Here is a 13,264-nt window from a genome sequence, read left to right as displayed (position 1 = left end):
GTCTACGTGGTGTAGACCCTCTTGCGCAATGGAAGCCCCATTTCTTCTTTCAGGCCGTTTTCGGTAAATGCCCGTGGATTGGTGGTGGTTTTCGCGGTGCTGGGGTCGCCGTCGAAATCAACCGGGGGGACTGCCGATTGCAGACCTATCGCCTGTCGCTCCCTGTTGGGTTCACCTTCCTGGTTATTGTCGGGTTCTGCGGTTGCGCCCTTTAGATTTTGGCCTGTGGCACCCGCGAAGGCGTGTCCCCTTTCATGCGCGAGACTGGTGATCGGGGAGGAACTGTCGTCATGCATATACATCGGGTTGTAATTGATCGTGCCCAGGTCAGCTTTTTCTCCGGCTTTACCCTCCACGATATAACCCAACTGTGACTCGCTCAGGGCTTCGACGGCGCCGCCGGCTTGAAGATGCTGTTGGATGGCCTTGGTGTTGAAGCCGTAGGTCATGTCATACCGGGTGTCCAGCTCGCGCAGGGTGACCGGCGCGTTGTTGCTCGCGGCCAGTTCGTCCTCTTTCTTCAAGGACTGCTGGCCTATGGGCGACATTCTCAATAGCTCCAGATCGTCTTCGACGCGCTGTTTGAACTCGGCGGAACCCTCGACCTTATAGGCAGTTTTCCCGGCATCACTGGGCGTTACATCAATCCTGCGTGAGCTGGGCGAGTGGACCACGTTATCCGAAGGTTTGGCGTAGATCACCGTGTTGTCATGGTAAGACCTCACGTTGTTTTTACCCCTGCCGGTGTAAATGACCGAACTGCCATGGCTGACCATCAGGTTGTCACCACCGCCACCGTGCATCACGGTGTGGCCATTTTTGGCGATCATGAAGTCGTTGCCGCGCCCTCCGTCCATATGCACCTTTCGGTGGGCAGGGCCCTGCATGGCCTGAAGGCGGTCATCGCCATTGTCGCCATACAGCGCACTGCTGCCACTGCCCGCGATCAGTGTGTCGTTGCCTTCCCCGCCTGATGCGACCCCACGCCCCCTGCCCATCACGATAAAGTCGTCGCCTGCGCCGCCCTTGATTTGGGTGTTCCCGCCACCGCCGCGGGCGTAGTCGTCACCGTCTCCCAAATCGATCTTGATGGGCGTCGTGACGTCTGGAGCCACTACCACGGAGTCGTTGCCGCCGTGGGTCTTGATATACAGGGGCTGGACCATTCCCTGCTCGGGACGATTGAGCAGCTCGAGGCTGTAGGCTTTACCGTTGACCGTCGCGAGCAGCTTCCCATCGGGGGCGCGCTTGATGTTCACCCGGTCTGCATGGTTGCCGGTTTCTAACACCATTTGACTGAATATGGTGCTGACGTCGCCGTTTTTTGCGGCGCTGAATTCAACCTCCTGGGAGATTTTCACATTCTTGTCCTGAAACAGGACCTCGCTGTTAACGTAGCTTTTGTGTCCCAGGGCGATTTCCGGAGACGGACGGGAGGCAGGGGTCAGGGCATCGGAGTCAGGGCGTTTGTATTTGATCTGGACGGAAGGTTCTGGCGGTGTCGGCGATGGACTGTGGGTGTAATTCGTCATTACGGGCGTGGACGCAGAGATAGTCATGGTAAGGCTCGATCGTTGCTGGCAGATTTTCCTTTGAGTGGTGGGCAGGGAAGTGTTGTTCCGAGGAGAGGGCAGTCAAACACTTGTCTTGATGTTGCGTGCCTTGCGAGCGGCCTGGATTTAGTGGGAGTCGGCGTCCCACACCCAATTCCACACGCCGGGCAGATGCACGGGCTCGCTGACATCCTTGACCGTACGCGCCAGCGCGGCGCGTTGCAGGGCGCCGGTGTCGGTGTAGAACGGCTCGGCGGCCGTCGGCATCCCATTGATGCGGGCGCTGTCGAGCAGGATCTGCAGGTACTCCTGCAGATGCCGCGCGGTGTAGCGGTTGATATCGTGGAAGGTCACCACCACCGGTATCACCCCGTCCACTGTCGGTAGCTCGCCGAGCGCGATGTGTTCGCGCACCACCGACAGTTGTCGATACAGATTGGCGCGGCGGCGCGGGCTGCCGTTGAAGCCCCAGATCTTGCCGTCATTGGCACTCAAGTCGGTGAGCAACACCTGCATGCCATGGCGCTGGTAGGCGGCGAACGTGCGGCGGTCGTAGTTCCAGAACGGTGGGCGCACCAGCACGGGCGGCGTGCCGGTGATCGCGGCAATGTCGGCCGCACCTTGGGCGAGGGTGCTGTCCAGCTCGGCGTCATTCAGCCAGCGATGGTTGGTATGAAACGCCGTCGCCGTGTGAAAGGCCAGGATATGCCCGCCCGCGTACTCACGCTCCATGGTCTTGCGGCCGCGGGAGCTACCGCCGGAACGGCTCGCTTCGGTCTGCAGGAAAAACACCGCCTTGATCCCCGGCAATACCGGGTTGTGCGCCAGGTCGGCGACCACGGAACGGCTGGGGTTGTTGTAGCCCGAGGCACTGGGGCCGTCGTCGAAGGTCAGCAGGAAACGGATCGGTGCCTGGGCTTGCAGGCGCTGTTCGGTCTGCGGCGTCAGGGGAATGGGCGCACCAATGCAGCCGCTGAGGCTCAGGGCCAGGGCACAGAGGGCGAAGGCGATGACGAAGGATTTCATGGTGTGCGCGGGCCCGGATAAAAGCCGCTGCTGAGTGGATCAGCAGCGGCAGGCGCGCACCATACAGCAAGTCCGGCGGCGGTTTACAGCAGACTTATCGGGTAACTGACGATCAACCGGTTTTCGTCGAATTCATTGTTGCTGTAGTCCCGGCGCATGCTTGAGTTGCGCCAGCGTACCGTCAGGTTTTGCAGGGCGCCGCTCTGCACGGTGTAGCCGATTTCGCTTTCACGGCCCCATTCCTTGCCGTCGGTGATGGTGCCGGTGTGCACGTTGCTGCCGCTGATGTAGCGGTTCATCAGGGTCAGGCCGGGGACGCCGAGGGCGGCGAAGTTGTAGTCATGGCGCACCTGCCAGGATTTTTCCTCGGCGTTGTCGTAGCTCGAGTTGTAGCTGTCGTTGGCCAGGGTGCCGCCGCTGGTGCCGTTGACGCGCATCCAGGCGCTGTTGCCGGTGAGTCGTTGCAGGCCGACGTAGAAGGTGTTGCCGCCATACTTGGCGGAGAACAGCCCGGACCAGGTCTTGTTGTCCAGGTTGCCTGCGCGGGCGCTGCCGTCGTCCTTGCCGTAGAAGAATCCGAGGTTGGCCCCCAGCGTCCAGTCGCCGATGGGCTGGCTGTGGATCAGGTTGACGAACTGCTGGCTATAGATGTCCTTGAGCTGGGCATTCCACAGGCCGATCTGGGTGCGCTTGTCGTTGAACGCATACTCGCCGCCCTGGAAGTTGAAACGGTCGGAGGTGAAGGCGGGTTTACCGACCATCGACAGGTCGGTCATGCTGCTGTCGTCGCGCGGGCTGTTGGCGCGGAACTGGCCGCCGTAGAGGGTCAGGCCATCGATTTCCCTGGAGGTGATCTGCCCGCCGCGCAGGGTTTGCGGCAGGGAGCGGCCATCGTCCGAACGCAGGATCGGCAGCACCGGCATCCATTCGCCCACCTTGACTTCAGTCTTCGATATCCGCGCCTTGAACGCCACGCCCAGGCGACCGAACTCGTCCGCCGGGCGGCCATCGTGATCCAGCGGCAACAATTGGGTGCCGCCGGTGCCGCGCCCGCCATCGAGCTTCACCGAGTACAGGCCCAGCACATCCACGCCGAAACCGACCGTGCCCTGGGTAAAGCCGGACTTGGCATCGAGGATGAAACTTTGCGTCCACTCCTGCGCGCCGCCCTGGGTCTTGGTGGGGTTGGTGTAATTGCGGTTGAAGAAGAAATTGCGCAGGTTGAGGTTGGCGCTGGCGTCTTCGAGAAACCCATGTTCTTCGGCGACGGCAGGCAACGCAAGACTGGCGACAGCGGTGGCCAGCAAGAGCCGGCGCGGGTGGAAAGTGCTCATGGTGTCGGACCTGTTGTTATTGGGGTTATGCAGGTGGCGGCCATGGTGCGGGGCGGTGCGGGGACGATTCAATCGGGGGAGGGCGGGTTGTGGGCGATGATCGAACGCAAGTTGCCGGGCCGTCGGGCCCGGCAGTCAGGGTCAGCGCTTGGGCAGGTCGAAGTGGGTCCAGGGGAAGCTGGGCAGGTAGTGCTGGGCGGCAACGATCAGCGCCACCATCACCACCAGGAACACCGCTTGCAACGGGCTCCAGAACGCCCAGTGCAAGCCGTTCAGCCACGGGTAGCCTTCGGCGAAGGCAGGGCTCATGGAACCGATGCGTTTTTTGTGCAACAGGTGGATCAGGACCATGCCGGCATAGGTGAGCGCGCCGAGCACGCCGAGCATCAGCCCGCAGGCCACCAGCATGATCGCCTGCGGCACGCCGTGGCGTATCACCAGCCAGTATTCATTGGGGTTGATCCGCTTGGGGATCAGGTATTGGCTCAGCCACAGGTCGGGTACCCGATAGGTGGAACTCATCCCGGCCCACAGTTGCGTCACGCGAAAACCGATGGCAGCCGGCACGAACGCCATCAGCATGAAGATCACGAGCGACATCAGGTTCAGGTTGTCGGGTTTGTCGTGTGCGATGCTCAGGCCGAACCCCAGGGCGAACACGGCCCACAGCCGGATAAACACCTGGGTGTAGATGGGCCGGGGCACGAACTTGCGCCAGAAAAACAGCTGTTTGTGGGGCAGGCGTTCGAGCAGTTGCGGGTAGCGCCAGGTGAGCGTTTCGGCCAGGTGCTGGCAGGCCTGCCAGTCGTTTTCGCCGAAGGTGTCGGTCAGGCGTTTTTGTTGCGTGGCCGACATCGGCGTCAGCAGCAGGCGCGCGGCCAGCGCATCGGCCGAGTTGCGCCGCTTGTCCTGGGCTTTGTCGAGCAGGTTGGCGTAGAAGCTTTCCTGTTCGCAGCGGGACACCAGTTGGCGCCATATCCAGGCGGGTTCCGGGTACACGCCTTTCTGGTCGTCCCAGCCGAACGCCTGGCACACCCGTTCAAACAGCGGCACGCTCCATTGGGTGTCGTGGAGCAGGTGCAGGACGATACGTTGCCACTGTTGCTGCAGATCAAAGACCCGCAGCCAGGGCTGGTTGTTGTAGTGGGTGAGCCGGGTGATGAACTCGCGCTCGGCCTTTTGCTCAAGCAGTTCCTGCAAGGTGCGGCGGTAATCCTGCAGCAGCTCGCTGGTCAGCGCTTCGTATTGCCAGGGGGTCATCGCCACCTGCTGCCACGGCGTCAGCCATTCCAGGTGCTGCACTGCCCAACTGGCGATGGCGCTGCGCTCGCCCGGGGCATCGAAACAATGGCGCAGCAAGAGGGCCTGGAAGGCGTCGGCGCAGCCTTGTTGGCAGGCCTGGGCCCAGCGCTCGTCGAGGTTATGCACGCTGAGGCCGCTGAGCAGCGCCTGGGCCGGGTTCGGCGCCGGCGCCTCGAAGGGGGCAGGGCTGAGCGGGCGAACGTCCATCAGTTCGGCCAGGTCGCTGAGGTTGCCGTAGGCGGCTTCGGCCACAGGTGCCTCGACGCGGTCCTCGTCCTCGTCCTGGTTATCGACGCGCCAGCGCGCTTCACTCAGGGCTTCTTCGTAGGCCTCGCGCAGGCGCTGGAAGCCTTCGGCGTCTTCGTCCGGGCGGCAGCTTTTGAGCAGCCGCGCATAAGTGCGCTTGATGGTGCGCTCGTCGGCATCTTCCGGCAGTTGCAGCACGGTCCAACAATCCATGGAGTGTCCCTCAGCGCCAGAACCCGTTGTCGAGTTGCTCAAGTTGGCGGGTCAGTTCACTGCGCGCTTCGCGGATGCGGCGTTCGTCCTGGGTGTCGAGCACCTGCTGGAATTGCCCGGCCCAGTGCCCGAGCTGCTCGCGCAACTCACCCAGGCTTTCCTGGTAGAGGCGTTCGAGGCGGGCGACGAGCACGGTGTTGACCTGCTGGTCGCGGGGGTGAACCTTCAACTCTGCCAAGGCTTGCAGGCGCTGCTGGATCTCCTGCGGGTTCAGTACGCCGGGGTTGTTCTCGATCACCAGCGAGTGTTGCTCGCCGGTCAGCGGGATCTTCACCTGGGCTTCCAGCAGGCCGTTGTTGTCGTAGGTGAAACGCACGTCCAGCGAGACTTCACCGGCCTTGCGCTTGGGCACGGCAATTTCCAGCTGGCCCAGCTCGATGTTGTCTTTGACCAGGCGGCTTTCGCCCTGGTAGATCTTCAACAGCACGCGGGTCTGGTCGTCGTACAGGGTGAACACACTTTTGACCCGGCTCACCGGCACGCTGCTGTTGCGTTCGATCAACGGCAGGTAGTGGCCGCTTTCGATGTGGCTGCCGTACTGGTTCGAGGTCTCGATACCGAGGGTGTAGGGGCAGACGTCGGTCAGCACGACTTCTTCGAGGGCGGCCGAGCGTGCCTTCAGCGCGGCCTGGATCGCGGCGCCGTGGGCGACCACCTGATCGGGGTCGAGGCTGATGGACGGGAAGCGCCCGAACAGGCCGGCGGCGAGTTTGCGCACCAGCGGCATGCGCGTGGTACCGCCGACCAGCAGGATTTCATCGAGGTCGCCAACGCGAATCCGCGCATCGCGCAGGGCCCGTTCGATCGGCGCGCGCAGGCGCTCGAGCAGCGGCGTGTAGAGCTTGGCCAGTTCCTGTTGGGTGATGGTCGTGACCCATTGCTGGCCGTCGACGCGCAGGCTGAAGTCGGCGCTGTCGTCCTGGCCCAGGGCCTTGCGCACGCGCTCGGCCTCGCGGCGCAGGGCTTGCAAGACGCTGCTGGTGGGCGGGAAACCCTGGGCGTTGCGCTGGCTGTCGACAAAGTGTTCGAGCAGCAGCGTGTCGAAGTCTTCGCCGCCGAGGAAGTTGTCGCCGGCGCTGGCGCGCACTTCCATCACGCCGTCGAACAGCTCGATGATCGACACGTCGAAGGTGCCCCCACCGAGGTCGAACACCAGGAACGAGGTTTCCTTGTCGCGCTGGTGCAGGCCGTAGGCGAGGGCGGCCGCGGTGGGCTCGTTGATCAGTTTCTCGACGTTGAGCCCCGCCAGTTCACCGGCGATGCGCGTGGCCTTGCGTTGGCCGTCGCTGAAGTAGGCGGGCACGCTGATCACGGCTTCAGTGACGGTATGGCCGTAGGTGCGCTCGATGTCTTCCTTGAGACTCTTGAGCACCAGTGCCGAGAGTTCTTCGGGACGGAACGAACGGTCGCCCAGGCGCACTTCGGTGGCACTGCCCATGTAGCGCTTGAACAGCGAAGTGGTCAGGTGCGGGTGCGTGTGCAGGCGCTCTTTGGCGGCCTGGCCGACCAGCACGCGGCCCTGATCATCCAGCCCGACCACGCTGGGGGTGAGCATCTGGCCCAGGGCGTTGGGCACCAATTCAGTGGCATCACCCCGCCAGACTGCCGCGAGACTGTTGGTGGTCCCCAAGTCGATTCCTACGATCATTACGACAAGCTCCCTCTTTGGTCTGTAAGAATCTGTGACAGATTTTACCCTGAAAGGTTGAGCGCAAAGCAAGGCGGGAGAGTTTTGTGGCGAGCGGGCTTGCCACAGAGCGCTTGGTCAACCTGTCAGCCTTATGCTTAACCGCTCCGGCGTCTACTGTCAGGGTTGACAGTAGATGACCCGTTTTTGAAAGCCTATGTTCAAGGTGGTGGCAGTATTTTTGATGGTGCTCAAGGGAGAAGTGCTCATGAGCTTTGGAACAGAAATGGGTGGGCTTTTAACGTCGTCGAATGTGTTCAACGCGGACCTGATCTATAGGAGTAAAAAGAAGATCCCGATTACATTCGACACATTCGAGTTGATCTATATCGAGGGTTCTCAGTTTTCTATTTGTTTAGGGTTTGAAGACAATCCCGGTTCGAGAAATGAACTGACCCTTAAGGCTAAAGAGCTGAAAGCAGGCCAGACCTATCCGATCCGGCCGGAGGACCCTGGAGTCAGGGCGGCTTTTGCCTTGGGAAACCGCATCGAGTATTTCCCGGACGAATATTCGGGGTCCCTGACGGTTGACCGTGTTGAATACAAGGACGGCCATATAGCGCTGAGCATGCAGTTTTCCATCTACTTCAAGCCAGATGGCAAGGGCGATATGGAAGTTGTTTGCCATGCCCTTCAAATCACCTGCGCGTTAGCAAACCACAGCGCAACGGGTAAGTTTGTACCCAAGCACCGAGCGCAAGCGAAGGTACCAATTTATGCTGAGATCTCCGTCAGGGCCGATGGGCGTTATGAGGCCATCGACCTGGGTGATGTATTTTTCGTGATCTACTCAGACTCGAGTTATTTTATTCAGTGCTTGCCCCGTGATGGAGGTGATCGTGCGGTCCTTGAGTTCGCAGGGAGAGAGCTGAAAACCTTTACTGATTACCCAATCACAGGGCCTGATGGGCCGCCAAATAGTGTTGATACGCTTTTTATTTTGCGGCCTGAATTCTCATACGGGTTTTCTGATCCGGCGGGTACATTCCGCGTAAGGCGCACTGATCATCCAGACGAAGGGTTCTGGTTTATCGGTGAGTTTAATTTCTCAGTCACTGCTCGTGGCTCGGACGGTCAAAACACCCAGTATGATATTTCGAGTTCTGTGTTTCAGATTCAAGTCAGTGAAGTGAAAACTTAAGCGTGGTACTCAGCCTGTAAAGCATCGCGGGACATAAAAAAACCGCCTCCTGTAAGGGAGGCGGTTTTTTGTTTATTGCGGTGCTATCAGAACAACTTCAACGCCGGTGCTTCTTCTTTCAACGGCTCGTTCTTCGCGGTCTGCTCGTTCCAGCCACCGCCGAGGGCCTTGTACAGGTTGACCTCGCTGTTCAGCTGCGCCAGGCGGTCGGTGATCAGCGATTGCTGGGCACTGAACAGTTGGCGCTGGGCGTCGAGGAAGGTCAGGTTGCTGTCGACACCGATGCGGTAGCGACGCTCGGCCAGGCGGTAGTAATCCTGGTTGGCGGCGACGAAGCCACGTTGGGCATCCAGCTGCTGCTTGTAGGTTTCACGCGCGGCGAGGCCGTCGGAAACTTCCTGGAAGCCGGTCTGGATCGCCTTCTCGTAGTTGGCCACGTTGATCTCTTTCTGGATCTTCGAGTAGTCCAGGCTTGCGCGCAGGCTACCGGCGTTGAAGATCGGGATGTTGATCTGCGGGGCAAACGACCAGGTCCCCGAGCCGCCTTTGAACAGGCCGCCCAGGGTCGGGCTGGCAGTGCCGGCACTCGCGGTCAGGCTGATGCTCGGGAAGAACGCCGCGCGGGCTGCGCCGATATTGGCGTTGGCCGCCTTGAGGTTGTACTCGGCCTGCACAATGTCGGGACGACGTTGCAGCAGGTCCGATGGCAACCCGGCTGGCACTTCGCTGAGCAGGTCATCCGACAGCGGCTTGCTGGTGATGTTTGCCGGCAAGCCGGTGCCCAGCAGCAGGGTCAGGCTGTTTTCGTCCTGGGCCACCTGGCGGGTGTAGCGCGCCAGTTGCACACGGGCGTTTTCCACCGAGGTGCGCGCCTGGCTGAGGTCGAGGGCCGAGGCCACGCCGACTTCGTTGCTGCGCGAGGTCAGCTTGTAGCTCTGCTCGAACGCGCCGAGGGTGTCCTGGGTCAGCTTGAGCAGTTCCTTGTCGGCCTGCCAGGTCAGGTAGGCGTTGGCCACGCTGGCCACCAGGCTGATCTGGGTGCTGCGCCGCGCTTCTTCAGTGGCGAAGTACTTCTGCAGTGCTTCTTCACTCAGGCTGCGCACACGACCGAACAGGTCCAGCTCATACGAGCTGATCCCGAGGCCGGCCGAGTATTGGCTGGTGATCCCGGCTTCGCCGGTCTGCGACAACTTGGCCGGGGTACGCGAACGGCTGCCGCTGCCCGTGGCCGAGATGGCCGGGAACAGGTCGGCACGCTGGATCTGGTACTGCGCGGCGTAGGCGTCGATGTTCAAGGCCGCAACGCGCAGGTCACGGTTGTTCACCAGCGCGGTCTGGATCAGCTGTTGCAGGGCAGGGTCATGGAAAAACTGCTTCCAGCCCTGCTCGGCAGCGGCCTGGCCCGGCGCCTGGGCCGACGAATACGCCGGCCCCTGCGGGTATTGCGCTGCTACCGGCGCGTCGGGGCGCTGGTAGTCAGGTATCAACGAGCAGCCACTGAGCACGAATGCCGTGACGGCTAGGGAAAGTAGCGACTTGCTCATTGGCCAGCCTCTTTAGGAGTTTCAGTAGTGTCGGTCTTTTTACGCTCGCCAACGGCCGACACGGTTGCAAAGAACAGTGGCACCCAGAAGATCGCCAGGACGGTGGCGGTGATCATACCGCCAATTACGCCGGTACCGATGGCGTGCTGGCTGCCCGAGCCGGCGCCGGTGGAGATCGCCAGGGGCAATACGCCGAGCATGAACGCCATGGACGTCATGATGATCGGACGCAGACGCATGCGGGACGCCTCGATGGCCGCTTCGACGATGCCCTTGCCTTGTTCGTGGAGCTCTTTGGCGAACTCCACGATCAGGATGGCGTTCTTCGCCGCCAGGCCCACTGTGACCAACAGGCCCACCTGGAAGAACACGTCGTTGGACAGGCCGCGCAGGCTGGTGGCGATCAATGCACCGATCACCCCCAGTGGCACTACCAGGATCACCGCGATCGGGATCGACCAGCTTTCGTACAGTGCCGCGAGGCACAGGAACACCACCAGCAGCGACAGCGCGTACAGCGCAGGCGCCTGGGAGCCGGAGAGGCGCTCTTCATACGACAGGCCGGTCCATGCATAGCCGACGCCGGCTGGCAGGTCCTTGGCGATACGCTCGACTTCCGCCATCGCATCACCGGTACTGTAGCCAGGTGCCGGGGTACCGAGGATTTCCATCGCCGCTACACCGTTATAGCGCGAGAGTTTCGGCGAACCGAAGATCCACTGGCCCGACGAGATGGCCGACAGCGGCACCATCTTCCCGGAGCTGCTGCGCACGAACCACTTGTTCAGGTCTTCCGGAGACATCCGGCTGGCCGCGTCACCCTGCACGTACACCTTCTTCACACGACCACGGTCGATGAAGTCGTTGATGTAGCTACCACCCAGGGCAATCGCCAGGGTCTGCTGGATATCCGCCAGGCTGATGCCCTGGGCGCTGGCCTTCTCGTCGTCGACGGTGAGCTCGTACTGCGGCTCATCGTTCACGCCGTTGGGACGCACACCTGCGAGGATCTTGCTTTGCGCCGCTGCACCGAGGAACTGGTTGCGTGCCGCCATCAGCTTCTCGTGGCCGACGCCACCCTGGTCTTGCAGGAACACGTCGAAACCGGTGGCGTTACCCAGCTCCAGTACCGAAGGCGGCACGATGGCAAATACCATGGCGTCCTTGAAGGCCCCGAAGAAGTAACCCTGCGCACGCTTGGCCACCTCGAATACCGACATCGACGAGTCACGCTCATCCCACGGCTTGAGCATCACAAACGCGAGGCCCGAGCTCTGGCCACGACCGGCGAAGTTGAAGCCGTTCACGGTAAACACCGACTTCACGGCCTTGCCTTCGCCCGGCTCGCCTTCCTTGTCGTTCAGCAGGAAGGCACGCATGTCGTCGATGACTTTTTGCGTACGTTCAGCCGAAGAACCGACCGGTGTCTGCACCTGGGCAAAGATCACACCCTGGTCTTCCTCAGGCAGGAACGCGCTTGGAATCCGGGTGAACATCCAGATCATGCCGGCCAGGATCAGCACGTAGACCAGGAACGCTGGAAACTTGTGCTTGATCATGTTGCCCACGCCGCGCTCGTAGCTCAGTACGCCACGGTCGAAGGTGCGGTTGAACCAGCCAAAGAAACCGCGCTTGGGTTGGCCATGCTTTTCAGGATCGATCGGCTTGAGCATGGTGGCGCACAAGGCCGGGGTGAAGATCAAGGCAACCAGTACCGACAGCGCCATCGCCGAAACAATGGTGATGGAGAACTGTTTGTAGATCACACCGGTGGAACCACCGAAGAACGCCATCGGCAACAGTACCGCCGACAGTACCAGGGCAATACCCACCAGGGCGCCCTGGATCTGGCTCATGGATTTGACCGTCGCTTCTTTCGGCGACAAGTGCTCCTCGGCCATGACCCGCTCGACGTTTTCCACCACCACGATCGCATCGTCCACCAGCAAGCCGATGGCCAGGATCATGCCGAACATGGTCAGGGTGTTGATGGTGAAACCGAACGCTGCGAGGATCCCGAAAGTACCCAGCAATACCACCGGTACGGTCATGGTGGTGATGATGGTGGCGCGGAAGTTCTGCAGGAACAGGAACATCACCAGGAACACCAGCACGATCGCTTCGACCAGGGTGTGTACAACACCGGAAATCGATTCGGTCACGACTGGGGTGGTGTCATACGGCACCACCGCCTTCATGCCAGGCGGGAAGAACGGCTCCAGGGACGCCACGGTGGCGCGGATGGCCTTGGCGGTGTCCAGGGCGTTCGCACCGGCAGCCAGCTTGATCGCCATGCCGGAAGCCGGCTTGCCGTTGAACTGTGCACTGATGCTGTAGTTCTGGCCGCCCAGTTCGATACGCGCGACATCACCCAGGCGCACCTGCGAGCCGTCGGCATTCACTTTCATCAGGATCTTGGCGAACTCTTCGGCGCTTTGCAGGCGCGTCTTGCCGATGATGGTGGCGTTCAGTTGGGTGCCGGGCAGGGCAGGCAGGCCGCCGAGTTGACCGGTGGCCACCTGGACGTTCTGCGCCTGGATCGCGTTGCTCACATCCACCGGCGTCAGCTGGTAGTTGTTCAGCTTGGCCGGGTCGAGCCAGATACGCATGGCGTACTGCGAACCGAACACCTGGAAGTCACCTACACCCGCGGTACGCGAGATCGGGTCCTGGATGTTGGACACGATGTAGTTGGAGAGGTCGTCCTTGGTCATGCTGCCGTCTTCCGACACCAGACCGATCACCATCAGGAAGTTCTTCACCGACTTGGTCACGCGGATACCCTGCTGCTGCACTTCTTGCGGCAGCAGTGGGGTCGCCAGGTTCAGCTTGTTCTGCACCTGGACCTGGGCGATGTCCGGGTTGGTACCCTGGTTGAACGTCGCGGTGATGGTCATGCTGCCGTCGGAGTTACTGTCCGAGGCGACATAACGCAGGTTGTCGATACCGTTGAGCTGTTGCTCGATCACCTGTACCACGGTGTCCTGCACGGTTTGTGCAGACGCACCTGGGTAGGTCACCTGGATATCAATGGCGGTTGGCGCAATGGCCGGGTATTGGTTGATGGGCAACTTCAGGATCGACAGTGCCCCGACCAACATGATCACCAGGGCAATTACCCAGGCGAAAATGGGACGGTCGATAAAAAATTTCGACAT

Annotated in this window: 8 protein-coding genes; 1 reads left to right on the top strand and 7 read right to left on the bottom strand. The window is 61.3% G+C overall.

Annotated features, from left to right (window positions below):
* Positions 1-2: 2 nt before the first annotated feature.
* The 5 genes from AC07SI_RS22230 to AC07SI_RS22210 form a co-directional block, all read right to left on the bottom strand.
* Positions 3-1,559, bottom strand: a complete 1,557-nt coding sequence (locus tag AC07SI_RS22230) for a M91 family zinc metallopeptidase (RefSeq protein ID WP_495006521.1) — start codon at positions 1,557-1,559, stop codon at positions 3-5.
* 120 nt (positions 1,560-1,679) lie between these two features.
* Positions 1,680-2,579 (bottom strand): polysaccharide deacetylase family protein, encoded by a 900-nt coding sequence (locus tag AC07SI_RS22225; protein WP_065899477.1) that lies wholly within the window; start codon positions 2,577-2,579, stop codon positions 1,680-1,682.
* An 83-nt stretch (positions 2,580-2,662) separates the two neighbouring features.
* Positions 2,663-3,913 (bottom strand): OprD family porin, encoded by a 1,251-nt coding sequence (locus AC07SI_RS22220; RefSeq protein ID WP_106804904.1) that lies wholly within the window; start codon positions 3,911-3,913, stop codon positions 2,663-2,665.
* Between the two features lie 141 nt (positions 3,914-4,054).
* Entirely contained in the window at positions 4,055-5,674 is a 1,620-nt protein-coding gene (locus AC07SI_RS22215; protein WP_495006520.1) for a J domain-containing protein, read from the bottom strand.
* Positions 5,675-5,684: 10 nt separating this feature from the next.
* The gene (locus AC07SI_RS22210; protein ID WP_065899474.1) at positions 5,685-7,382 is read right to left on the bottom strand and encodes a molecular chaperone HscC; all 1,698 of its coding nucleotides are present in this window, start codon (positions 7,380-7,382) and stop codon (positions 5,685-5,687) included.
* Positions 7,383-7,578: 196 nt separating this feature from the next.
* On the opposite strand from AC07SI_RS22210, the gene AC07SI_RS22205 reads away from it, so the two are divergent.
* Complete coding sequence (locus tag AC07SI_RS22205) at positions 7,579-8,562, top strand: hypothetical protein (protein WP_495006519.1); 984 nt, start codon at positions 7,579-7,581, stop codon at positions 8,560-8,562.
* A gap of 86 nt (positions 8,563-8,648) precedes the next feature.
* Here the strand turns inward: AC07SI_RS22205 and adeC are convergent, their stop codons facing one another.
* Together adeC and AC07SI_RS22195 are read right to left on the bottom strand one after the other, a co-directional pair.
* Positions 8,649-10,106: an AdeC/AdeK/OprM family multidrug efflux complex outer membrane factor gene (adeC, locus tag AC07SI_RS22200; RefSeq protein ID WP_495006518.1), complete on the bottom strand. Its 1,458-nt coding sequence runs from the start codon at positions 10,104-10,106 to the stop codon at positions 8,649-8,651.
* Positions 10,103-13,264, bottom strand: a complete 3,162-nt coding sequence (locus AC07SI_RS22195; RefSeq protein WP_065899472.1) for an efflux RND transporter permease subunit — start codon at positions 13,262-13,264, stop codon at positions 10,103-10,105. The genes adeC and AC07SI_RS22195 overlap by 4 nt, the downstream gene beginning before the upstream one ends.

The organism is Pseudomonas sp. GW821-FHT05D12, from assembly GCF_059419825.1.
The sequence above is the reverse complement of the archived record's forward strand: the minus strand, read 5'-3'. Positions and strand labels throughout refer to the sequence as shown.